The organism is Pseudomonas sp. CROZ-RG-20F-R04-15 (assembly GCF_022662375.1).
In the GTDB taxonomy this organism is placed as follows: Bacteria; Pseudomonadota; Gammaproteobacteria; order Pseudomonadales; family Pseudomonadaceae; genus Aquipseudomonas.
In genome coordinates this window covers 94,142-118,997 of record NZ_JAKNQL010000008.1, presented here as the reverse complement: position 1 = coordinate 118,997, position 24,856 = coordinate 94,142, and the positions used below count along the sequence as shown (strand labels likewise).

The window sequence follows — 24,856 nt, the reverse complement described above, 5'->3', positions numbered from 1 at the left end:
GGCCAGCTCCGTTTAGCGGGTTTCGTTGAACAGTTCGCGACCGATCAGCATGCGACGGATCTCACTGGTGCCGGCGCCGATTTCGTACAGCTTGGCATCACGCAGCAAGCGCCCAGCCGGGAATTCGTTGATGTAACCGTTGCCACCGAGAATCTGGATTGCGTCGAGGGCCATTTGTGTGGCGCGTTCGGCGGTGTAGAGGATCACCCCGGCGGCGTCTTTGCGTGTGGTTTCGCCGCGCTCGCAAGCCTGCGCAACGGCATAAAGATAGGCGCGGCTGGCGTTGAGTTGGGTGTACATGTCGGCGACTTTGCCCTGGATCAGCTGGAATTCGCCGATGCTTTGGCCGAACTGTTTGCGATCGTGGATGTACGGCACGATCAGGTCCATGCACGACTGCATGATCCCGGTCGGGCCACCGGACAGCACGACGCGCTCGTAATCGAGGCCGCTCATCAGCACTTTTACGCCGCCGTTAAGCACGCCAAGGATGTTCTCTTCCGGCACTTCGACGTCATCGAAGAACAGCTCGCAGGTGTTGGAACCGCGCATGCCGAGCTTGTCGAACTTGTTGCTGCGGCTGAAGCCTTTCCAGTCACGCTCGACAATGAATGCGGTGATGCCGTGCGCGCCTTTTTCCAGATCGGTCTTGGCGTAGATCACGTAGGTGTTGGCGTCAGGGCCGTTGGTGATCCAGGTTTTGCTGCCATTGAGGACGAAACGGTCGCCGCGCTTGTCGGCGCGCAGTTTCATCGAGACCACGTCGGAACCAGCGTTTGGCTCGCTCATCGCCAGCGCGCCGACGTGTTCGCCGCTGATCAACTTCGGCAGGTATTTGCTTTTCTGTTCGTGGTTGCCGTTGCGGTTGATCTGGTTGACGCAGAGGTTGGAGTGCGCGCCGTAGGACAACGCCACCGAGGCCGAGCCACGGCTGATTTCTTCCATGGCCACGACGTGCGCCAGGTAACCCAAACCGGCGCCACCGTACTCTTCCGGCACGGTGATGCCGAGCAGACCCATGTCACCGAATTTGCGCCACATGTCGGCGGGGAACAGGTTGTCGCTGTCGATCTGCGCCGCACGCGGAGCGATCTCCTTGGCAACAAAGGACTGAACCTGATCGCGCAGCATGTCGATGGTTTCACCGAGGGCAAAGTTCAGGGATGGATAGCTCATGGGTCACCTTTTGGCTTTTTTGTAGGGTGGGGAGGGCGGTCGTTCGGCTCTCACCTTTACGTTAACGTAAGCTTGCGGCGAATGACTGTCAATCACCCTTTACGTTAACGTCAACTTAAGCGAGAGTAAGGGCAGTTCAAGATTGAAACGGACTAGACCTTGTGGGAGCGAGCTTGCTCGCGAAAGCGTCAGATCAGTCAACATGGATGTTGAATCCGCAGGCCTCTTCGCGAGCAAGCTCGCTCCCACAGGGGTTAAATCCGGCAAAACCCACTAATAAAGACAATAGGGGTCGTCATGGATCAACCCAGTGCAAACCCGCAGCGCAGCTACACCCGTGGTTCTCAGGACCAAGCCTTGCTGGCGATGACCATCGGGCAGAAATTCGATCAGACCGTCGCGCAGTACCCCGACGGTGAAGCGCTGGTGGTGCGCCATCAGCAGTTGCGTTATTCCTGGCGACAACTGGCCGATGCGGTGGATCTGCACGCCAGAGCATTGCTCGCTCTGGGTTTGCAGGCCGGCGATCGTCTCGGTATCTGGGCGCCGAACTGCGCACAATGGTGCATTACACAATTCGCCACGGCGAAAATCGGCGTGATCCTGGTCAACGTCAACCCGGCCTACCGCAGCTCCGAACTCGAATACGTGCTCAAACAATCCGGCTGCCAATGGCTGGTCTGCGCCGGGGCGTTCAAGTCCTCGAACTATCACGGCATGTTGCAAGGCCTGGTGCCGGAACTGGCCGGGCAATCCGTCGGCCAATTGCGCAGCGAACGTCTGCCGCAGTTGCGTGGGGTGATCAGCCTCGACCCGCAGTCACCGTCAGGTTTCCTGCCGTGGTCGCAATTGGCCGACATGGCAACCAGCGTCTCCAAAGAACAACTACACGAACGCAGCGACAGCCTGCACTTCGATCAACCGGTCAACATCCAGTACACCTCCGGCACCACCGGTTTCCCCAAAGGCGCGACCCTCAGCCATTACAACATCCTCAACAACGGTTACATGGTCGGTGAAAGCATCGGCCTGACCCCGCGCGACCGCTTGGTGATCCCGGTGCCGCTGTACCACTGCTTCGGCATGGTCATGGGCAATCTTGGCTGCATCACCCACGGCAGCACGATGATTTACCCCAACGATGCTTTCGACCCGTTGCTGACCCTGCAAACCGTCGCCGCAGAAAAAGCCACCGGCCTCTACGGCGTGCCGACCATGTTCATCGCCATGCTCGACCAGCCGCAACGCGTCGAATTCGATCTGTCGAGCCTGCGCACCGGGATCATGGCCGGTGCGACGTGCCCGATCGAAGTGATGCGCCGGGTCATCAGCGAGATGCACATGAGCGAAGTGCAGATCGCTTACGGCATGACCGAAACCAGCCCGGTGTCGCTGCAAACCGGCCCGAACGACGAACTGGAGCTGCGCGTGACCACCGTCGGTCGCACCCAGCCGCAACTGGAAAGCAAGATCATCGACGAGGCCGGTAATCCCGTGCCGCGCGGCACCATCGGCGAACTCTGCACTCGGGGTTACAGCGTGATGCTCGGCTACTGGAACAATCCGCAGGCCACCGCAGAAGCCATCGATGAAGCGGGCTGGATGCACACCGGCGACCTGGCGAGCATGAACGAGGAGGGTTACGTCAACATCGCCGGGCGCAACAAGGACATGATCATTCGCGGCGGCGAGAACGTTTATCCGCGTGAGCTGGAAGAGTTTTTCTTCACTCACCCGGCGGTGGCGGACGTGCAGGTGATCGGCATTCCCTGCTCACGTTACGGTGAGGAGATTGTTGCCTGGATCAAATTCCACCCCGGCCACAGCGCTTCCGAGCTGGAGCTGCAAACCTGGTGCAAGGAGCGCATCGCGCACTTCAAGACGCCACGGCACTTCAAGTTCGTTGAAGAGTTTCCGATGACGGTGACGGGCAAGATTCAGAAATTCAGGATGCGTGAAATAAGTATCGAAGAACTGAAAACTATCGAGCGGTAACCGCAACCCCTGTGGGAGCGAGCTTGCTCGCGAAGGCGTCAGGTCAGCCAATATCTTTGTTGATGACACACCGCATTCGCGAGCAAGCTCGCTCCCACAGGGGATAGGCGTTGAGGAAAAGAGGAATTGCAGAAAGCACAAAGGGGAGCCGAGGCTCCCCTTTAATTTTGTCGTCGCGTGCTCTTTTTTATTATTGAGGGTCGGTCTGTTGTTGTTTTTGGCAACCGAGGCCCTTTACCGCTGTTTTTGGCGACCCCCATCCGGGGTCAAGAGCAAACGTATTTTTTTGAGCGCTGATCTGCTTTCTCGTTAAACGATCCAACCGATTCGGGAGCTACCTGAAGGTAGTTTTATTGTTCTCTGCCCGGTTGCGGGTCACTCCTGAGAGCACCCTGAAAAGCACACCTTCTCCAAAAAAATCTGTTAGCTGCGTCTCTGCCGTGTTGTTTTTGTTATGTCAGAGTCGGTACGTCTTATTTTTATTGGTTTGCTGCTTTTTATTCTTGTTATGCCATAGAGATAGCAGAAGCCGTGCCAACTTTTAAAATCCTTTATAAATCAATAGCTTGAAAATTATGGCGTTTTTTCATTCCGGCGAAACCAGACAATTTGTTTCCGTGTTACTCGCTTAAGCCCACATTCCGGACACAGCGGTAACACCTTGTCCCCTCACTGTGCGCTACGAGCCTTGGCCACGCGCGAACCGGTTGCGCGACCGAGCACTGCACTGATCTGCTGACCCGCAGCAATCAAGGCGTCCAGGTCGATTCCGCTTTCGATACCCAGCCCGTTGAGCAGGTACACCACATCTTCGGTAGCAACGTTACCGCTCGCGCCTTTGGCGTACGGACAGCCGCCGAGGCCCGCGATAGAGCTGTCGAACACCGAAATGCCTTCGAGCAGGCTGGCATAAATGTTGGCCATGGCCTGGCCGTAGGTGTCGTGGAAGTGCCCGGCGAGTTTGTCCCGTGGCACTTGCGCCGATACCACCTCAAACAAACGGCGAGTCGCGCCAGCGGTGCCGGTGCCAATGGTGTCGCCCAGCGAAACCTCGTAGCAGCCCATCGCGTACAACTCGCGCGCGACCATCGCTACTTGTTCCGGCGCGACCGTGCCTTCATAAGGGCAACCGAGCACGCAGGACACGTAACCGCGCACGGTAACGCCGTGCTGTTGCGCCGCTTCCATGATCGGCGCAAAGCGCGCCAGACTTTCGCTGATCGAACAGTTGATGTTGCGCTGCGAGAACGCCTCAGACGCGGCCGCGAACACGGCGACTTCCTTGACCCCGGCAGCAATCGCATCTTCAAAGCCGCGCAGGTTCGGCGCCAGAGCGCCGTAGGTCACGCCGGGTTTGCGCTGGATCTGCGCGAACACTTCAGCGGAACCGGCCATTTGCGGCACCCATTTCGGCGAAACGAAACTGCCGACTTCTATATAGCCGAGGCCGGCGGCGCTGAGAGCGTCGACCAGTCGCACCTTGTCGGTGACGCTGATCGGCTGGGCTTCGTTCTGCAGGCCATCGCGCGGGCCGACTTCGATCAGGCGTACTTGGGAGGGGAGGGACATGGCGGTTGACCTGCTCTTTTGAATTCGTCGAGAACCCTGTGGGAGCGAGCTTGCTCGCGAAAGCGGCGCATCAGTCGACAAACATTTGAATGTCAGACCGTATTCGCGAGCAAGCTCGCTCCCACAGGGAATAGTGTTTGATCCGTTAGATCGCCTGCTGGCTCTTGAGGGTTTGCTCCAGCGCCTGCACGCAGCGCTCCTCAGCGGTATCGAGTTCCAGCTTCATCTGTTCGATATCCAGCAACTGTTGCTCCAACTGCTCACGGCGTTCGCTGATTTTCGCCAGCATGCTGTTGAGCTGTTTGGTGTTACCGCTGGACGGGTCATAAAGCTCGATCAGTTCGCGGCATTCGGCCAGCGAGAAGCCGATGCGCTTGCCGCGCAGGATCAGCTTCAGGCTGACCTTGTCGCGGGGCGAATAGATGCGTTCCTGGCCACGGCGCTCAGGGCTGAGCAGGCCTTGCTCTTCATAAAAGCGGATCGCTCGGGTGGTGATGTCCAGCTCGCGGGCGAGGTCGGAGATGCTGTAAGTCTGGCTGCTCATGGAAGCGCTCGGAAAAAGGTCTTGGCGCTAAGCTAATGGCAGGTTGACGTTTACGTCAAGCGGGATGATTTGTGTTGTATTTGATGGCCTCTTCGCGAGCAGGCTCGCTCCCACAGTGGATCTGTGTTGAATACGGATTTGTGTTCGACCGAGAACCTGTGGGAGCGAGCCTGTCTCCGGGCGGCGTTCCGACGAAGAACGATGACGCGGTAAAAAGCCCTACACCTTATCGAGCTTCTTCTCCTGCGCCGTCACCTGCTGGCACAACTCGATCATCTGCTCGCGCATCCAGCGATTCGCCGGGTCCTGATCGGTGCTTTCGTGCCAGTACAGATGCGTCTCCACCGGCGGCACATCATTCACCGGCAAATTAAACGCCTGCAGCTCATGCCGACGGGCAAAGCGCTCCGGCACAGTCATGACCATGTCGGTCTGCTGCATCACTTGCGACGCCATCAAGTAATGCTGCGAACGCAGGGCAATCTTGCGCTGAATACCCATTTTGCCCAGCGCCAGATCGACATAACCCAGACCACTGCGGCGGCTGGAAATGTGGATATGCGTCAGCGACAAATAATCATCCAGCGAGAGTTTTTCCTTCCCCGCCATTGGGTGGCCCTTGCGCATCGCACACACGTAGCGGTCTTCCATCAGCTTGACGTGGCGCACCTGCGGGTCGGTGTTAAGTGGCGCATCCACAGCAAAATCCAGTCGCCCGGCGGCCAGTTCCTTGGTGGTCTCCCGACGTTTCGACAGAAAACTTTCGATGATCACGGTCGGCGCCAAGCGGCGCAGGCGCTGAAACAGCGGCGGCAGAATCACTGCCTCGGTGAGGTCGGTCATGCTGATGCGGTAGGTCTTTACCGCTTGCGCCGGGTTGAAAATGCGACTTTCCTGAACCGACACGCGCAGCAGCGACAGGGCGTTGCGCACCGGGCCAATGATGTTCTGCGCCATTGGCGTCGGCACCATGCCCTGCGCAGTGCGCACGAACAGCGGGTCGTTGAAGGTCTCGCGCAACCGCGCCAAGGCGTTGGACACCGCCGGCTGAGTAATGCCGACAATCTGCCCGGCGCGGGTCAGATTGGCTTCGGTGTAGATCGCGTCGAAGACGATGAAAAGGTTGAGGTCGACCTTACTCAGATTCATTACGCGGCTTCTCTTGTTATTTAGGGCGGTGTTTGGGGGCTGGCAATCAGCCGATCATATATCGGTGATGAATGTTTATACACGCCGAGAATAGGCTAGGTAAATTATCAACGCTGTTCTAGCATCGATTGCATGACTTGAACAACCTCTGCCAAAGAACTGCCTTAACCATCGGGAGCTGCTCATGGATTTCGCTTATTCGCCCAAGGTGCAAGAACTGCGTGAGCGCGTGACCGCGTTCATGGACACTTACGTTTACCCGGCCGAAGCCGTGTTCGAGCGCCAGGTTGCCGAAGGCGATCGCTGGCAGCCAACGGCGATCATGGAAGAGCTCAAAGCCAAGGCCAAAGCCGAAGGCCTGTGGAATCTGTTCTTGCCTGAATCGGAACTCGGCGCCGGCCTGAGCAACCTCGAATACGCGCCACTGGCTGAAATCATGGGTCGCTCTCTGCTCGGTCCCGAGCCGTTCAACTGCTCGGCGCCGGACACCGGCAACATGGAAGTGCTGGTGCGCTACGCCAACGAAGAACAAAAACAACGCTGGCTCGAACCGCTGCTGCGCGGCGAAATCCGCTCGGCATTCGCCATGACCGAACCCGACGTAGCCTCGTCCGATGCCACCAACATGGCTGCCCGCGCCGAGCGCAATGGTGACGAGTGGGTGATCAACGGCAAAAAATGGTGGACCTCCGGCGCCTGCGATCCGCGCTGCAAGATCCTCATCTTCATGGGCCTGAGCAATCCCGATGCGCCGCGCCACGCCCAGCACTCGATGATCCTCGTGCCGGTCGACACCCCCGGCGTGAAGATTGTCCGTCCGTTGCCGGTATTCGGTTACGACGACGCGCCGCACGGCCACGCCGAAGTGCTGTTCGACAACGTGCGAGTGCCGTACGAAAACGTCCTGTTGGGTGAAGGACGCGGCTTTGAAATTGCCCAGGGTCGTCTTGGCCCAGGCCGGATTCACCACTGCATGCGTTCGATCGGCATGGCCGAACGTGCATTGGAATTGATGTGCAAACGTTCGGTGAGCCGCACTGCCTTCGGCAAACCGCTGGCGCGTCTGGGCGGTAACGTCGACAAGATTGCCGACTCACGGATGGAGATCGACATGGCGCGCCTGCTGACGTTGAAAGCGGCGTACATGATGGACACCGTCGGCAACAAAGTGGCGAAGAGCGAGATTGCGCAAATCAAGGTTGTTGCGCCGAACGTGGCACTGCGAGTGATCGACCGGGCCATCCAGATGCATGGCGGGGCAGGGGTGTCGAACGATTTCCCGTTGGCCTACATGTACGCCATGCAACGCACCCTGCGCCTGGCCGACGGCCCGGACGAGGTGCACCGCGCAGCGATCGGCAAGTTCGAGATCGGCAAGTATGTGCCGAAGGAAATGTTGCGTAGCGAGCGCTGATCCACCTGATCGTTCCCACGCTCTGCGTGGGAATGCATCCAGTGACGCTCTGCGTCACAGTGGACGCGGAGCGTCCATGGCGGCGTTACCACGCGGAGCGTGGGAACGATCTGGCGGATATCAATACACCCAAACCTCAACCCGCCGATTCTTGATCCGTCCCTCATCCACATTGTTCGCCGCCACCGGCATCAACGCACCAAAGCCGCGAACTTCACGCAACACCACGCCGTTCTTCACCAACTCACGCCGCACCGCCATCGCCCGCAGTTTCGACAGCAGGTCCGCGCGTGCCGGGTCATCCTTGGCATCACCAAAGCCGACCAAGGTCACCGCGCGTTCGGTTTTGTCGCGCCGCTTTATATAGTCGATCACCCGTGCCAGATCCTGCCGCGCCTTGTTATCCAGACTCGCGCTGCCTTCTTCAAAACGGAAGTTCACTGTCAGACGCTGGGCGTGACGGCTGAGGGATTGATAACCCTCGGGCATCAGCGCGTTCGGCGCGACGCTCATGGCGTGCACGGTCTGGCTGATAAAACCGTTGGCGGCGACAATCGCCTGACCCTGACGACTTTGCGCAAACGTCACCAAGGCCTGCGCCCATGGATTGTTGCTGGCGGGTGGCAGATAGAAGAACAAGCGCCGCGACAGTGGATAGTCTTCTGTGGCGATCAGGCTGTTCAGCGGCAACATCGATTGCGACGCGCCATCGGCGATGGCCACGGCTTTGGCCTGACGCACGTAAGGCAAACCGATGAAGCCGATGCCCTGCGGATCCGCGCTGACGGCGTCGGACAATTGCTCGCTGGACTCAAACCTTTTCGCGTTGCTGCTCAGACTTTTCCCACGACGGCTGAGGACCAGTTCCTTAAACGTGTCGTAGGTGCCGGATTGATCATCGCGCGCATATAAATGAATCGCACCGCCACGCCCGCCGAGGTCTTCCCAGCTTTTCACTTCGCCGGCAAAGATCCGCGCCAGTTGCTCGGTGTCCAGTTGTTGGAGGGGATTATCGGGATGAAGGATGATCGCCAGGCCATCGATGGCGATGACCTGTTCGGCGGCAGGGCTTTTCAGATCGCCCAACGCTTGCAAGCTCAGTAGCTCGCTGTCCTTGATCTCGCGGGAAGAGGCGGCGAGATCGGCGCTGGCAGTTTTCAACGCGGTGAAACCGGTGCTGGAACCGTGGGCGGCGACTTCAACGACCACGCGTTTACCTTCGTGGGTTTGGCCGACGACGCGCAATTCGTTGGCCGTGTCCGGGGTTTCGCGGTGGATTTTCAGCAGACCCTGTTCTTGCAACAGGCCTTCGACCAATGCCGGGCCGAGGTCGGCGCCGATGGTGTTGGAACCTTGAATACGCAGCGCCGGGCCGTTTTCAGGAAGGGGCAGGGCAGCGGCAGAAACCGTCAGCCACGCACTCAAGAGAAATACGCACAGAACACGCAGGGTCATGCCGGCACCGAATCAAGCCAAGGGGATTGCCGGGGAGATTAAGTCAGAAAAGTTACTTGAAGATGACAACGATCTAAATGTGGGAGCGAGCCTGCTCGCGAAAGCGGTGTGTCAGTTACAAAAACGTTTCTGATACACCGCTTTCGCGAGCAGGCTCGCTCCCACAGGGGGATTTCAGGCGATTCGAAGATCAGGCCAATTCAAGCCAGATCGGTGCGTGATCGGACGGCTTCTCCATCCCGCGCAATTCATAATCCACACCGGCAGCCTTCACCCGTGGCAACAAACCATGCGAGGCCAGAATCACATCGATGCGCAGGCCACGTTTCGGCTCATCTTCAAAGCCACGGCTACGATAGTCGAACCAACTGAACATGTCGGTAACGTCCGGATTCAGGTGACGATAGCTGTCGGTCAAACCCCAGTTCTTCAGGCGTGCCATCCACTCGCGCTCTTCCGGCAGGAAGCTACATTTACCGGTTTTCAGCCAGCGCTTCATGTTGTCCGGGCCGATGCCGATGTCGCAGTCTTCCGGGGAAATGTTCACATCGCCCATCACCACCACGGGCTGTTCGTTGTGGAACTGGCTTTCCAGCAGCGCTTGCAGATCGCTGTAGAAACGCTGCTTGGCGGGGAATTTGGTCGGGTGGTCGCGGCTTTCGCCCTGTGGGAAATAGCCGTTCATGATCGTCACCGGCACGCCATTGGCGTCGGCGAACGTGCCCCAGATAAAGCGGCGCTGGGCGTCTTCTTCGTCAGTGGCGAAACCTTTGTGAATGGCGATCGGTTCCTGACGCGACAGCATCGCTACGCCGTAATGACCTTTTTGGCCGTGGAAGTACACGTGGTAGCCGAGGGCGCGGACTTCTTCCAGCGGGAACTGGTCGTCGTGGACCTTGGTTTCCTGCAGGCCGATGACGTCCGGCTGGTGTTTTTCGATCAGCGCTGCCAGCTGATGCGGACGGGCGCGCAGTCCGTTGATGTTGAAGGAAACGATCTTCATGGTCGGCAGTCCTGGCAAAAGGGCGATGCTAGCTGACATGTGGGATGGGGGCCAGTGTGGGAGAAATCATTTTGGCCTGTGGGATTTGTGTTGCCTGTAAGTGCCTCTTCGCGAGCAGGCTCGCTCCCACATTTTGATCGCGTTCCCCTGTGGGAGCGAGCCTGCTCGCGAAGGGGTCGGCAAAATCGCTGAAGATCCAAGGTTGGGCTATACCTGTGGGGAACCACGCCACCCGTAAAAGGTTCGTACCAACAAGAGCGCCGCCATCTGAACGCGCCCCGGGGAGAATCACCGTCATGCCTGAAACCCAGACCGCCATCGCCGACATTCATATGCTCGACCGCGGTTATTCCCGCGAAGCCCGATCGCTGCTCTATCAGGCCTATCGCCACGAGCCGACCTTCGGCTATCTGTTTGAAGCCGAGCGCCCCGGCTACGAACAGCGCGTGCGGGCGACGGTGCGCGAGCTGGTCAAACAACACTTTCTGCAGGATCTGCCAGCCATCGGCCTGCTGGTCAACGATCGTCTGATCGGCATCGCCCTGATCGCGCCGCCGCAACGCCGTCTGGGCATCACCGAAAGCTGGGCGTGGCGCCTGCGCATGGTGCTCAGCACCGGTTTCCGCTGCACCCGCCGCTATCTGGAGTACCACGATGCTGTTGCTGCCTGCGTACCCAGCGATTCGGTGCATATGCTGCCGCTGCTGGGCATTCACCCACAATTTCAGGGCAAGCACTTTGGCGAGCAACTGCTGACCGCCGTACACAACTGGTGCGCGGTGGACGAAACTTCGCAAGGCGTAGTGCTCGACACCGGCAATCCGCGCTATCTGGAATTCTATAAAAGGCAGGGTTACGAGGAGATCGGCGAGGTTGCCGTCGGGCCGGTGCGCGAACACGTGTTTTTCCACGCCAATCCGCAGGTGTTACAAACTGCAACAGCATGACAATCGAACTTCTTGGGAAATTTCCTGTTCTATCACGCTCCCAAGCCCGTGATAGCATCCGCGCCTATGAAGTTTCCAGGAAGATTTACCAGTGGCGTGCTCGTGCTGTTAACCAGCTGCGCGGCGCTGGCGCAAAGTGAATTGGATGTGCGGATCAAACCGTCCAACGATGAACTCAAGGCCAATATAGAAGGCTATATCGGCAGCCTCGGCGATCGCGACGAAGAAGCCCTGCAGCGCTTCAGTCGCGGTGCCGAAGAGCAGGCGCGCAAAGCGGCCCAGGCGTTGGGCTACTACCAGCCGCAGATTGAAAGTGACGTAAAGGGCGGCGAAAAACCGCGCCTGGTACTGAACATCGATCCCGGCGAACCGATTCGCCTGCGCAACGTCACCATCCGTGTCGACGGCCCGGCTGCCTCCCTCAAATCCTTTCGTGTGCCGAAAAGCGACGTGCTCAAGTCCGGCGCGGTGCTCAACCATGGGCGTTACGAAGACGCCAAAAGACTTATTCAGAATCAGGCTTCACGCTTCGGCTTTTTCAGTGGCCACTTTACTAGCCAAAAACTCATGGTCGACCCGCGCGCCGGGGTGGCCGACGTCGAATTGATCTACGAAAGCGGCCCGCGTTATGCGCTGGGCAAAGTCAAATTCGAAGGCGACACACCGTTCGACGAAGATTTGCTGCAACGCATGGTGCCGTTCAAGGAAGGCGAGCCGTACGACTCCGAGCTGATCGCCGAACTCAACCGCGATCTGCAATCGAGCGGCTATTTCGAAGGCATACGCGTCGATGCGGCACCGACCGCCGCGAAAAACGACGTGATCCCGGTGGACGTCAAACTCGACACGCGCAAGCCACGGACCATGGGCCTGGGCCTCGGTTACTCGACCGACGTCGGCCCGCGCATCAAAGCCAACTGGACGCGCCATTGGGTCAACCCGCAGGGCGACAGCTATGGCTGGGAAGCCGAACTCTCGGCGCCGCGGCAAAACGTCGGGCTGTTCTACGACATTCCGCTCGACCCGCCACTGACCGACAAACTGCGTTGGGCCGGCGGTTATCAATTCGAAGACATCGACGGCTCCGACACCTTGAGCAAACTGCTGACCTTCGGCCCGGAATGGCACAGCAAGTTGCCGAGTGGCTGGCAGCGGGTGATTTCGCTGAAATGGCAGCGCGAAGAATATGAACTCGGCGACGATTCCGGCCTGAGTACCTTGCTGATGCCCGGCATCAGTTACTCGTACCTGAAAAGCGACAACCGCATCGACCCACACAACGGCTATCGCCTGAGCTTCGAAAGCAAGGTAGCGAAGGAAGGCCTTGGTTCCGACAACAACCTTTTATATGGCACCGCGCTGGTCAAAGGCCTGACCACCGTATTCGACAAACACCGCTTCCTTGGGCGCGTGCAGGTCGGCGGCAGCGCCACCAACGGCTACAACTCGGTGCCGCCGTCGCTGCGCTTCTTTGCCGGTGGCGATCAAAGTGTGCGCGGTTATGACTACCAGAGCCTGTCCCCGGAAAACTCCAAAGGCGATCGCATCGGTGGCCGCTACATGGTCGCCGGCAGCGTCGAATACCAATACTCCGTCGCCGAGAAATGGCGCGTCGCGACCTTCGTCGATCAGGGCAACTCTTTCAACAAACTCGAACTGCCGAACCTCAAGACCGGGGTCGGTATTGGTGTGCGCTGGGTCTCGCCGGTCGGGCCGATCCGCCTCGACCTGGCCCACGCACTCGACGACGATGGCGGCATCCGGCTGCACTTTTCCATGGGGCCTGAGCTGTGAAGCGTGGTTTGAAAATTACGGCGCTGGCGTTGTTGGCGCTGGTGTTGTTGATTGTATTGAGTGTCACTGCTGTACTCGGCACGGGGGCCGGCAGCCGCTGGGTGTTGGGCCTCGTGCCGGGGCTGACGGTGGAAAATTTCCAGGGTCGCCTCGGCGGGCAGTGGAGTGCCGATCATCTGGTGTGGCAGCAGGACAGCAGTCGCGTCGAGCTGAACAAGGCAATCTTCGCCTGGTCACCGCTGTGCCTGACGCGCATGACTTTGTGCATCGAACAGCTCAAGGCCGATCAGGTCATTTTGCAATTCCCGCCGAGCGAAGAGACCACCGAGAGCGGCCCGATCAAACTGCCGGACCTGCAATTGCCGGTGGCCATCGAGCTGGGCGATGTGCAGGTCGGCAGCCTGTTGTTCAACGGCAGCGAACAGCTCAAGGGCCTGCAACTGGCGGCGCACTGGACCGCCCAAGGCATGCAGATCGACAGCGTGAAATTGCAGCGCGACGAGCTCAGCCTGAACCTGTCCGGCACGCTCGCGCCAACCGGCAACTGGCCGCTGAACATGGCCGGTAATCTGACGTTGCCATCGCCAGGCACTGAACCGTGGACGCTGGCGTTGAAAGTCGACGGCGACCTGTTGAAAACCCTCAACCTGCACGCCGACAGCCGTGGATACCTCGACGGTCAGTTGATCGGCGAGCTGCAACCGCTGGCGGAAAACCTGCCGACCAAGGTGCGCATCACCAGCGAGGCGTTCAAACCGAGCGCTGATTTACCGGACACCCTGCAACTCAATCAATTGCTGTTGACCGGCGAAGGCGACCTGAAAAACGGTTACCAGCTCAACGGCAACGCCACGCTGCCCGCCGATAAAGGTCCGGTAGCGCTGTTGCTCAAAGGCAAAGTCGACGCCAGTGGCGCGCAGATCGCCGGCCTCGACCTGACGGCCAACGATAAACAAAGCCTGAAACTCACCGGCAGCGTTGACTGGAGCAAAGGCCTCAGTGCCCAAGCCAATATCAACTGGCAGGACTTTCCGTGGCATCGGCTCTATAGCGAAATCGATGAGCCACAAGTCGCCTTGCGTACGTTTACTGGCGAAGTCTCCTACACCGACGGTCAATACCTCGGCAATTTCGACGCCGCTCTGGATGGTCCGGCCGGCGCGTTTACCCTGAGCAGTCCGTTCAGCGGCAGTCTTAAACAGATCGCTTTACCGCAACTGAAAATGCAAGCCGGGCAGGGCAAGGCTGAAGGTCACGTCAATGTGCAGTTCGCCGACGGCATCGCCTGGGACACGGCACTGGAGTTGTCGGCGCTCAATCCGGCGTACTGGGTCGCCGAGCTGCCGGGCACTTTGGCCGGACCGCTGAAAAGCCAGGGCGAAATGAAAAACGAACGCCTGAGCCTGACCGCCGACCTCGACTTGAAAGGCAAACTGCGCGGGCAACCGGCGATCCTCCAGGCCAAGGCGGACGGCGCGGGCGAGCAGTGGAATCTGAATGCCCTGCAAGTCCGCCTCGGCGACAACAGCATCAACGGCAAAGGCAGCCTGCAACAGAAACTCACCGGGCAGATCGACATCAAGCTGTCGCGTCTGGCCCAGCTCTGGCCGCAGCTGCGCGGGCAGGTCAACGGTCAGGTCAATGTGGCCGGCACGCTGCAAGCGCCGCAGGGCAAACTCAATCTGCAAGGTTCGCAACTGGCGTTCCAGGACAATCGCCTGCAAAGCCTCAACCTCGATGCGACTCTCGACAGCGCACAGCGGGCGAAAATCGATCTGAAAGGTGCGGGCATTCAGGCCGGCGACACCGCGTTGGGCACGCTGACCGCCAGCGCCCAAGGTGATATCAAAAAGCAGAAACTCGACCTCGACCTGATCGGGCCGAAGCTGAAACTGGCCCTCGGTGTGGATGGCAATCTGGACAAGGGCAACTGGCGCGGGCGCTTGGCCAGCGGCGACATTCAGGCCGGCGGCCAGGACTGGAAACTGCAAAGCCCGGCCAAACTGGAACGTCTGGCTGACGGCAAAATCAACTTTGGCGCGCATTGCTGGATGTCCGGCGACGCCAGCCTGTGCGGTGAAGATCAACGGCTGATGCCGGAGCCGAAGCTGCGCTACCACCTCAAGCAGTTCCCGATCGAAAGCCTCGCGCAATGGTTGCCGAAAGATTTTGCCTGGAAGGGTAAGCTCAACGCCGATCTGCAACTGGATCTGCCGGCCAGCGGCCCGAATGGCGTGGTCAGCGTGGACGCCAGCGGCGGCACCTTGCGCATGAAGGAAAAGGATCAGTGGCTGGATTTCCCGTACCAGACCCTCAAGCTCACCAGCAAGCTCACGCCCAAGCGCGTCGACACCGAACTGAATTTCGTCGGCGGCAAACTCGGCGAATTGATGGTGCAGGCGCAGCTCAACCCGTTGCCGAAAAACAAACCGTTGAGCGGCTCGTTCCGCCTCAGCGGACTGGATCTGTCGGTGGCGCGGCCGTTTGTGCCGATGGTCGAGAAACTCACCGGGCGTCTCAACGGCAGCGGCACGATTTCCGGCGGATTGCTCGCGCCGCTGGTCAACGGCACCGTGCAACTCAGCGACGGCGAAGTGTCCGGCGCCGAGTTGCCGATGGAGCTGCAGAACCTGCAACTCACCGCCGTGATTGCCGGCGAATCGGTACGCCTCGACGGCGGCTGGAAAAGCGGCAAAAGCGGGCAGGGCAGCCTCAACGGTAACGTCGCCTGGGGGCAGGCGCTGGTGGTCGATCTGGCGCTCAAGGGCACGCAATTGCCGGTCACCGTCGAGCCGTACGCCAAGCTCGAAGTCGCGCCGGATCTGAAGATTTCCATGGCCGGCGATGAGTTGGCGATTGCCGGTAAAGTGCTGGTGCCGCGAGGTGAAATCACCGTGCGTGAATTGCCGCCATCAACAGTGAAAGTCTCTGACGACACGATCATCGTCGGTGCGCAGACCGAAGAGGGCAAACCACCGATGGCCATGAAGATGGACATCGACGTGGTGGTCGGCGAAGACAAACTGGCCTTCGCCGGTTTTGGTCTGACTGCCAATGTGCAAGGTCATGTGCACATCGGCGACAACATGGACACCCGTGGCGAGCTGTGGCTCAACGACGGCCGCTACAGTGCCTACGGCCAGCGCCTGAATGTGCGGCGTGCGCGTCTGTTGTTCGCCGGCCCCATCGATCAGCCGTATCTGGATATCGAAGCGATCCGCCAGACCGACGACGTTATTGCCGGTATTCGCCTGAGCGGCAGCGCCGAGCAACCGACCACGCAGATATTCTCCGAGCCGGCGATGAGTCAGGAGCAGGCGCTGTCGTATCTGGTCCTCGGGCGTCCGCTGAGCACCAACGGCGAAGACAACAACATGCTCGCGCAAGCGGCGTTGGGTCTGGGCTTGATGGGCAGCTCCGGGGTCACCAGCAGTCTGGCCAAGGATCTGGGGATTCAGGACTTCCAGCTCGATACGGCGGGCAGCGGCGATGCCACCAGTGTGGTGGCCAGCGGCAATATTACCGAGAAGCTCAGTTTGCGTTATGGCGTTGGCGTGTTTGAACCCGCCAGCACCATTGCGCTGCGCTACAAGCTGAGCAAGAAGGTCTATGTCGAGGCTGCGAGTGGCGTGGCGAGTTCGCTGGATATTTTCTACAAACGGGATTTCTGATCGCACCAGTTTGTTTGAACCGAGGCGCGGCCTTCGCGAGCAGGCTCGCTCCCACATTCGATCTGTGCCAGGCACGGATTTGTGTTAGCTCGAAATCCCCCTGTGGGAGCGAGCCTGCTCGCGAAGGCGTCTTCTCATTCATCGATGATGCTGAGGTTGCCGACCTCTTCGCGAGCAGGCTCGCGGCTGATTTGATCTTTGGAATTACTGGGACGGGCGGCACACCAGGGAGGCCCGCTCGTAGTTCAACGCCTTGTCACGTTCTGGCAACGCATAAGGCGCTTCACAGCGCTGGCCTTGCCAGACGATGACGAGGCTGTCGGCGTCGTTTTCCACCAGCGCCAGTGCCTTGCCGCTTGGGTCGGAGATTGCCAGTTGCTTGCCGGCGCCATCTTCCAGCGACGCACCAAACGGAATCGGCTGGTGCTGCGCATCGAACAAAGCGAATTGCACACGGCGACCGGTCTTGCTCGCATAGCGCGCCAGCACCACTGCACCACGGCGCGGCACCACTTGGCGGGTGGCGTTATCAATCTCGATGTCGGTGCCCAGATCGCGGGTGTCGAGGTTGATCCAGTTGACCCGATAGGGCTGCGCATTGGGCACTACGGCATAGCCGTTACTTCCGGTTTTGGCCCCGGAGAAACTGCCGATTTTCACCCCGGAAACGCCTTCGACCTGCGCCAGTGCAAATGTCTCACCGACGGTTTGCCCGAGGTTGATCCCGCCGCTGTGGCCGACGATCGAGCCGGCGAGATTGAGATTCTGCGAGTTGTAGCCGCGACCCTGGCTGTAACCGGCGCTGATGTCCATCATCGAGGTGCGGGTGCTGAGGTTGGCCGAACCGCTGCTGCCGCCGGTGCTGCTGTTGCCGCCCTGTACCGAGTAATAAGTGTCGCTGTCTTCGGTCAGGTAGCCGTTGATCCCGACCTGTGTGCTGTCGGTGGCTTTCTGGGTACTGGCGGAAACAAACGCTCGCGGCGCACGTGGTTTCGAACCCAGCGGGAACGACAGCGACAGGTTGACCAAAGTGTCATTGTTCGCCGGCCCATAGTTGCCGACGTCCTTGGTGTAGGTCGCGCCGAGGTTGTAGCTGACATCACCCCAATAGTTGCTGTAACCCGCCGACAGACTTTGCGAGCCACCGCGCCCCCAGTAGCGCTGGTCGCTGGCATTGAGATAGACGCTGCCAAATTGCTGGTTACGCCCCAGGCTCTGGTTGACGGTCAGGTCGGTGCGGGTTTTCGAGTTGCCGGTCCGTGTCTGCCCCTCGTTGCTCAGTTCCTCGACGTGCTCGGTGAGGGTGCGGTAACCCTCGGTCGAATAGCGGTAAGCGGCGAGGGTGAAACTGGTGTCGGTGCCGGTGAAAGTCTTTGCGTACAGCGCGCGCAAACTGTTGCCCTTGACCGCCTGGCCAAAGGTGCGGCTGGCGGAATGGGTGACGTCGAGCGATACGGCACCGATCGGCGTATTACGTCCCGCGCCCACGGACACCGCCTGGAAATCCTCGCTCGCCTGCACGCCGACGATGCCGGACAAGTTGCTGCTGATGCCATAGGCCAGCGTGCTGCTGACGAACTGCGGCGATTGTTGATCATCGCTGTTGCTGTTGTAGCGGCCGGCCGAGACGCTGTACTTCAACTGCCCCTGGCGCACCATGATCGGCAGGCTGGAAAACGCCTGCACCGTCACCCGGCGCTGACCGTCGGCCTCGATAATCGTCACTTCCAGATCACCGTTGGAGCCACTGGGATAGATATCGCTGATCTCGAACGGACCTGGCGGCACGTTGGCGCTGTAGAGGATGTAGTTGTTCTGGCGAATCTCCACGGTGGCACTGGACTGCGCAATGCCGCGAATGACCGGCGCATAACCCCGCTCGCTGTCGGCGCGCATGCCGTCATCGGAGGCCAGTTTCAGGCCGCGATAGCGCACGCTGTCAAACAGGTCGGCGTCGGAGAAAATATCCCCGGCACTGAACTGGCCTTTCAATGCGGTCAGGTCATGTTGCAGATAGCTGCGGTTGCTTTTGAAGGTGCTCGGCTGACCGGTGCTGCTGTTGAAGTTCGACTCGTTGCGCAAGCGCCAGCCGCCCAGGTTGATACCGTTGCGCAAGCCGACGTTATTGGAAAGCGTGTTGGCAGACTGGGTGCTGTTGCGATTGCTGCTGACCTGATAGTTGATGAACGCGGCCGGCACGCCTTCGTCCCACAGGGCGGGGTCGACGTAACCGCGCCGACCACGCTCCATGGCGCTTTGCGGCACGCTGACCAACAGGCGCAGGCGCGGTACGTCGTAACGCACGGAGGCATGATCGATCAATACGGGCAGGTCGAGGCAGGCGTCGGGATCGTTGGCGTCGAGCTTGCTGCTCGCTTGCAGTTTGGCGATATCGACGCCCAATTGCTGGACCATCTCCAGGGTCAGGCAGGCCTGGATCTTGCCGCTGCCGGGGTGGCGTCGGAAGTCGATGTCGCGACGACCGACCAGCGTGTCGTTGCTGTAGAGGTCAACCCGGTAGTTGCCGGGGAGAACGCTGTTGCTGGCGAGCAGCGATTGCACATCAACGGTCGACGCGGCGCCTTGCAGAAACGACGTGTTGAACTGTTCATCGCCGTCAGCCTGGCACGCCGTACTGATGGCCGAGGCAATCAACAACGACGCCAGACCTTCGCGTTTAAGTAAAAACATGGAGGAACCCTATATCACCTCCGATACGAACTAACGGAGCGAAGAGAAATACAGTGAAAGTGTGCGATCAGAGCGAGTCGCGAGTTATGGCGTTTCTTTCTTTGGACTGGCGCGGGTGTCGGCGCTGTTGGAAAGTTGCGCGGTAAAACGATCTTGTGCGCCATAGTCGTTAATGCTGCTGAACAACAAACTTGCCGCATTGGTCGAGTGAAGTTGTTTAAGCGCGAACTCTTTACGTTCGCCGGGCGCGATCATCATCGAATCAAACGGGTGCTCACTGAGCGCGCCGGATTGCAGGGTGATATCGGCAATCGACACGTGATACAGGCCAGGGTTATTCACCACCAGCACGCTGTTGCCGGCGCGCTCGGCCAGTCGCCAGGTCAAGTCACCCGGTGCCATATAAGCGTTGTTTTTCAGGCCAGCGGGGCGGAAGAACACCTTGATGCGCTGGCGCACGGCGAGCTGCAAGGTGTTCTCGGTCTTCGCGGTCTGGGGGATTTCCTGCACGTTGAGCCAGACCACCGATTCGCGGTCGGTCGGCATGCCGGTACCTTCGTAGATGACGCGTAGTATTTGCTGTTCTTCGCCGCTGACGCGCACCAACGGCGGCGTGACCGCAAACGGCACGGAGGTGGTTTCGCTGGCATCGGTGTCGATCCACGACTGGACCAGCACATCATTGCCGCTGTTGCGCACAGTGATGCCGGCTTCTTTGTGCTTGCCGTCGAAAATCAGACGTGTGCTGCTCAAGGAAATGCCGGCCAAGGCCTGATTGACGGCGAGCAGGCCCAGCAGGCCCACACAGAAGGACAGTGAATGACGAAAAAACATGAGGGTTACCGCGCTGTTTAATGAAAGTGCAGGGCCGCCGGCCCCGCACTGCGCCGGATGTACGCGCGGGTTATTCGTATTGCAGGGTGAACGGCAGGGTGGCGTCACCGCGACCGGCAACGACCGATGCCAGGTCAGCGGTGGTGACGTAGGCCGCCGAGAATTTCAGCGTGGTGTTGCTGTCCTGCAGGGTGTTTTCGATTTTCGCCGTGGCTGGCGAGCTGAGGTCGATCAACGCACCGTTGGCATCGAGGAGGGCGATACCAATGTTCTTCGCGGCGCCGAGGCCGTCGATCAGTTTCAATACTTTGGTGCCGGCAACGATGCCTGAACCAGCGCCTTTGGTCGGTTCGAAGAGCATCGCAACCTTGGTGCCGGCGTTGCAGTTGATCTTCATGTCGAAGTTCTCGACGCTCAACGTGCCGTTGCCTTTAGGCGCGGTGGCGGTGCCCATGTCCTTGATCGACACTTCACCCATGGCGACCGAAATGGTCTTGTCCTTGCCAGCGCTTTCAACCGAACAGGCGTCGTTGTTGATGGTGCCTGTGAAGTTGATGGTGCCGCTGCCGGCCTTGGTCGGGGTCACTGGCGGGTCGGCTGCCAGGGCATTGCCGACTGCAGCGAACATCGAAAGGGCGAGAAGCGTTCTGGACAACTTTTTCATGTTGCTTTTCCATTGGTTGGGAAGAAGACAACACGATAAAACGCGCATTACCGTTGGAACATCAGACGATCCTTAGAAGTTCGGAAGACTCCGGAAAGTGTCTTTTAGTTAATTGAACAAGTTGCGTTCGATGCAGTAAGTCATCAAATCCTGATCACTGCTGACTTCCAGTTTGCGCATTGCCGAGACTTTCTGCGTACTGATGGTCTTGGCGCTTCTGTTCAAGTGGCGGGCAATGTCGTTGACGCCCTGGCCCTGAACGAACAAACGCAGGATTTCGTGTTCCTTGGGCGACAGCCTGGAAAAACGTTCATCCAGATCGGCGCCGTCGTTCACGACGGATGTCGGCGCGGATGCCTGCCAGCGAACCGGGCTGCCCTTGGCAATCGCTTTGAGGGCGGACTCGATTTCGTCGTGCAACTGGTTTTTCTGAATGACTGCCAACACACCCAGTTCCTGCAGACGCGTCAGGATCAAGGGGTTGGAAATCATGGTCAGCACCAATACCCGGAGCTTGGGAAAATGCCGTGTCAGGTATTCCACCAGTTTCAGGCCGTCCCCGTAAGGCGAGTCGGCGGGCATGTTGAAGTCGGTGATCAACAAGTCCACGGGCCGGGTTTCCAGCAGGTTGATCAGTTCATCGGAGCCAACGGCTTCGCCAACCACGGTGAAGCGTTGGTCACGCTCAACCAGTTCCCGCACCCCCAGCAGCACGATGGGATGATCATCGGCAATGACAACGTTGAAGGTTTCCATGAGTGATTTATCCAGAGTGAAGTTATTCGAGGGAGTCGAGCAGATCTTGCAGCCGCGTCAGATGTTGTCGCACCGCCACGGCCAGAGCGGGCGTCACGGCCATGCCGTTCAAGCGACATTCCAGTTCGACAAACGCGCTGGCCAATGCGTTGAGTTGCACCGCTCCCAGCGCCCCCGCCATGCTGTGCAGTTGTTGCGCCACGCTGTTGGCGTCGGCCGTCTCCAGCGCCGTCAGGGTTGTCTGAATGTCCTGGCGCAGGGTCGCGACAAACAGCTCGCGCATTTTTGCCGATAGCGGCGGCGGGGCGTCGATAACCGGCGTCAGGGCGATTTTGCAATGCTGCTCCAGTTGCGCGCGCAACGTCGCGAGGTTCAGCGGCTTGACCATCCACGCGCTCATGCCGACGGCGGCACAGCGTTCGCCTTCTTCGCGCAGGGCGTTGGCGGTGACGCCGATTATGGGCAACATCGCGTCCTGTTGGCGTACCGCCTCGGCGAGTCGGTAACCGTTCATGACCGGCATGTTGACGTCGGTCAGCAGCAGATCGAAACGGCCGGGTGCCCATTGTGCCAAGGCCTGTTCGCCGTTCGCGGCGACGACCACCGCGCAGCCCAGTGCTTCCAGTTGTTCCTTGATGATCGCCGCGTTGATCACGTTGTCTTCGGCCACCAGCACTTGCAGATTCAACGGTCGGGTCTTTGCCTGCAACGCGGCCGGGCGCTGCGCACTGGCGCCGTGTTGTGCCAGATCAATCGCCCAGGCAATCGCGCGGACATCGTCGGCGTCTACCGCCCAGTCTGCACCGCTTGGTTGCGCCGGATTGGGGCCACCCGCAACGGCGACGATCCGAGGCCCGCTCCAGTGCGGGGCGTTGTCGAGAGGGGCGAGGTCCACCAGCAGCGCCGAGGATGGCGGCATCTCTGTTGTCACCAAGCGGCAATCCAGACCAAAACGCTTGAGCCAGGCCATCAGGTGCAGCGCCAGTTCGCTGACCGGCGCACGTACATAAACAGTGGGACTGCCGGCGGCGAAGGCAGGGCAGTCAGCCAATGCCCCCGGGACGTTCTCCAGCGCGAGTTGCAGGGTAAAACTGCTGCCCAGTCCCGGTTCGCTGATCACGTTCAACTGGCCGTGCATCAACTCGCACAGCCATTTGCAAATGGCCAGCCCCAGACCCGCACCGGCTTGACTGTCGGCATCGTTGACCTGATAGAACGGGTCGAACAACTGCTGTTGCTGCGCCGGGGCAATCCCCACGCCCGAATCGCTGACCTGCCACTGCACTTGGGCGTTGCCAGCGGCGTTTTGCAACACCCGCACGCGCAATACCACGCGACCGTTGTCGGTGAACTTGATCGCGTTGCTCAGCAGGTTGTTGAGGATCTGGCGGATGCGCAACGGGTCACCGCGCAATCGATCCGGCAAGGTCGAATCGATGCAGGCATAAAGTTGCAGGCCTTTGGCGCGGGCAAACGCGCTGTAAGTACGCACGACATCTTCAGTCAGCTCCAGCGGGCAGAAGTCCTGAAGCTCAAGGGTCATTTGCCCGGCCTCGATCTTCGACACATCGAGCACATCGCTGATCAGCTTGAACAGGCTGGCGGAGGAGCGCTGGATGGTGTCCAGATAATCCTGCTGGCGCGGGGCGAGTGGCGTTAGTCCGAGCAATTCGAGGGTGCCCAGTACGCCGTAGAGTGGCGTGCGAATTTCATGGCTCATGGTGGCGAGGAAGCGGCTCTTGGCCTGATTGGCCGAGTCGGCGGCCAGACGGGCTTCTTCCAGAGCGGCCGCGTCTTCGATATGCCGGGTCACGTCATGCAATGCACACAGCCAGGCATCCTGGCCATGGTAACGCGTCGACACGAAATCGACATGCACGTGGCGGCCGTCAATCTCCAGCTCCACGTGACCAGGCCCGTTCGACTGCTGCAGCAGACTCATCAGTTCACCAGTGTCCTGCCATTGCTGTGCGCGCTGGTTTTGTACCAGAACATGGTGATCGCTGCGGCGGATCACGCACAGGCCGGTGGGAGCCGTGTCGATGATCGCGCGGCCGAACGCCTCGCTTTCGGCGATGCTGGAGTGAGCGCTCTGCGCTGGCAGGATGACCCGGTTTGTGTACCAGCGATTGAACGCGCGGCCGCAGCCGAGCATGGTCACGACCAGAGCGAGCAAGCCCAGCAGTGGCCACAGCGCGTAATCAAGAAAACTCTGCACACTGATGACATAGATCGCCGTCCAGTGCCGATCACCGGCACTGCTCAGTTTGAACACCAGACCGTCGCGGTTGAAGTTCACGCCCTCATTCAGCGTCCGAGTGGACCGCTGTGCGCCGGTCAATACCACGCCGGCCGGAGTGATCAGCGTGAAGTCATCGTAAATCGACCACTCCATCAAGCGCTCGATGTTGTTGACCTGCGACAGCTTCAGCAGCGTGCCGAGCACTACCCAGGAGTCAGCGCCCTCGATGGCCAACGTTGGCAGTTGCAGATTGATCCTGACGTAGGCCAGCAGCGTCGGTGTTGCCTCGTTGTCCTGAGTGGGCGGGTAGGGTGCCCAATGCACTTGATGATCGGCCGCTGAGGAAGACTGTTCGCGTGTGTGCTGGTTCACCTGGCTCATGATTTGCGCAAACGCGCCGATCTGCATCGGGCCGGCACCGCGCAAGCGCCCGGCGGAGGGCACGGCCACGTCGAAGTTGTCGGGGCCATTGAGCAGGATCACCTGAGGCGACTGATAATGCGAGGCTGCCCAGAACGCGCTGTAGTAGGCAGCCAGATAACTGCCCAGCGCGAAAACCTTGGGGTATTGGTCGGCGGCGATTCTCTGCGGATCGATCTTTACGCTGAACGGCAGTGAGAACGGCAAGCCACGGCCCTCATAAACATTCGGGCCTTCTTCGGGCAGCAGCTTTTGCGAATAGGTGGGCAACACCACCAAAGGGAAATACTGGCCCTTGGCACTGGCCTGGGAGATATCGCGCAGGAACACTTCCTGCTCATGGATATTTTCCATCAACCGGGCGAAGTGAAACTGCAGGGTGTCGCGCTGCTCTTCGAGCATGCGCTGCACCCCCAGATAGCTGATGCCCAACAGCAGCAACACCAGTGCGCCGAGTAGCAGCAGACTTTTGTTCAACCGCAGCGAACTGCTGGCCAGTTTGTCCAGAAATGCATTGGTGTGCGGCATTACA

The 24,856-nt window shown here is 59.7% G+C and carries 16 protein-coding genes; 5 read left to right on the top strand and 11 right to left on the bottom strand.

Annotation, left to right across the window (positions count from 1 at the left end):
• Positions 1-12: 12 nt before the first annotated feature.
• Entirely contained in the window at positions 13-1,176 is a 1,164-nt protein-coding gene (locus L8H52_RS14110; protein WP_123376220.1) for an isovaleryl-CoA dehydrogenase, read from the bottom strand.
• Positions 1,177-1,473: 297 nt separating this feature from the next.
• On the opposite strand from L8H52_RS14110, the gene L8H52_RS14105 reads away from it, so the two are divergent.
• Complete coding sequence (locus tag L8H52_RS14105) at positions 1,474-3,171, top strand: AMP-binding protein (protein WP_242207592.1); 1,698 nt, start codon at positions 1,474-1,476, stop codon at positions 3,169-3,171.
• A 669-nt stretch (positions 3,172-3,840) separates the two neighbouring features.
• Here the strand turns inward: L8H52_RS14105 and L8H52_RS14100 are convergent.
• From L8H52_RS14100 to L8H52_RS14090, 3 genes are all read right to left on the bottom strand, one after another.
• Positions 3,841-4,740: a hydroxymethylglutaryl-CoA lyase gene (locus L8H52_RS14100; protein WP_242207593.1), complete on the bottom strand. Its 900-nt coding sequence runs from the start codon at positions 4,738-4,740 to the stop codon at positions 3,841-3,843.
• A gap of 145 nt (positions 4,741-4,885) precedes the next feature.
• Positions 4,886-5,284, bottom strand: coding sequence for a MerR family DNA-binding transcriptional regulator (locus L8H52_RS14095; protein ID WP_042559912.1), 399 nt, complete (start codon positions 5,282-5,284; stop codon positions 4,886-4,888).
• Between the two features lie 219 nt (positions 5,285-5,503).
• On the bottom strand, positions 5,504-6,433 hold the full coding sequence (locus tag L8H52_RS14090; RefSeq protein WP_016986544.1) for a LysR family transcriptional regulator: 930 nt from the start codon (positions 6,431-6,433) through the stop codon (positions 5,504-5,506).
• A gap of 184 nt (positions 6,434-6,617) precedes the next feature.
• On the opposite strand from L8H52_RS14090, the gene L8H52_RS14085 reads away from it, so the two are divergent.
• Entirely contained in the window at positions 6,618-7,847 is a 1,230-nt protein-coding gene (locus tag L8H52_RS14085; RefSeq protein ID WP_242207594.1) for an acyl-CoA dehydrogenase, read from the top strand.
• A 120-nt stretch (positions 7,848-7,967) separates the two neighbouring features.
• On the opposite strand, the gene L8H52_RS14080 is transcribed toward L8H52_RS14085, so the two are convergent.
• Positions 7,968-9,302, bottom strand: a complete 1,335-nt coding sequence (locus L8H52_RS14080; RefSeq protein WP_242207595.1) for a phosphate ABC transporter substrate-binding/OmpA family protein — start codon at positions 9,300-9,302, stop codon at positions 7,968-7,970.
• Positions 9,303-9,492: 190 nt separating this feature from the next.
• Positions 9,493-10,305, bottom strand: coding sequence for an exodeoxyribonuclease III (gene xthA / locus L8H52_RS14075; protein WP_008082104.1), 813 nt, complete (start codon positions 10,303-10,305; stop codon positions 9,493-9,495).
• 296 nt (positions 10,306-10,601) lie between these two features.
• Between xthA and L8H52_RS14070 the strand changes: the two genes are divergently transcribed.
• The 3 genes from L8H52_RS14070 (at position 10,602) to L8H52_RS14060 (ending at position 16,717) form a co-directional block, all read left to right on the top strand.
• Positions 10,602-11,252 carry a GNAT family N-acetyltransferase gene (locus L8H52_RS14070; RefSeq protein ID WP_007912451.1) on the top strand — a complete coding sequence of 217 codons (651 nt, stop codon included), beginning with the start codon at positions 10,602-10,604 and terminating at the stop codon, positions 11,250-11,252.
• A 66-nt stretch (positions 11,253-11,318) separates the two neighbouring features.
• Positions 11,319-13,046, top strand: coding sequence for an autotransporter assembly complex family protein (locus L8H52_RS14065; protein WP_242207596.1), 1,728 nt, complete (start codon positions 11,319-11,321; stop codon positions 13,044-13,046).
• On the top strand, positions 13,043-16,717 hold the full coding sequence (locus L8H52_RS14060) for a translocation/assembly module TamB domain-containing protein (RefSeq protein WP_242207597.1): 3,675 nt from the start codon (positions 13,043-13,045) through the stop codon (positions 16,715-16,717). The genes L8H52_RS14065 and L8H52_RS14060 overlap by 4 nt, the downstream gene beginning before the upstream one ends.
• 204 nt (positions 16,718-16,921) lie before the next feature.
• Here L8H52_RS14060 and L8H52_RS14055 read toward each other — a convergent pair whose 3' ends face one another.
• The 5 genes from L8H52_RS14055 to L8H52_RS14035 all read right to left on the bottom strand — a co-directional run bounded on the left by L8H52_RS14055 (position 16,922) and on the right by L8H52_RS14035 (position 24,852).
• The gene (locus L8H52_RS14055; protein ID WP_242207598.1) at positions 16,922-19,408 is read right to left on the bottom strand and encodes a fimbria/pilus outer membrane usher protein; all 2,487 of its coding nucleotides are present in this window, start codon (positions 19,406-19,408) and stop codon (positions 16,922-16,924) included.
• An 84-nt stretch (positions 19,409-19,492) separates the two neighbouring features.
• Positions 19,493-20,242: a molecular chaperone gene (locus tag L8H52_RS14050; RefSeq protein ID WP_242207599.1), complete on the bottom strand. Its 750-nt coding sequence runs from the start codon at positions 20,240-20,242 to the stop codon at positions 19,493-19,495.
• 70 nt (positions 20,243-20,312) lie between these two features.
• Entirely contained in the window at positions 20,313-20,906 is a 594-nt protein-coding gene (locus L8H52_RS14045; RefSeq protein ID WP_242207600.1) for a fimbrial protein, read from the bottom strand.
• A gap of 108 nt (positions 20,907-21,014) precedes the next feature.
• Positions 21,015-21,662, bottom strand: coding sequence for a response regulator (locus tag L8H52_RS14040; RefSeq protein ID WP_242207601.1), 648 nt, complete (start codon positions 21,660-21,662; stop codon positions 21,015-21,017).
• 22 nt (positions 21,663-21,684) lie between these two features.
• Complete coding sequence (locus L8H52_RS14035; protein ID WP_242207602.1) at positions 21,685-24,852, bottom strand: hybrid sensor histidine kinase/response regulator; 3,168 nt, start codon at positions 24,850-24,852, stop codon at positions 21,685-21,687.
• Positions 24,853-24,856 lie beyond the last annotated feature (4 nt).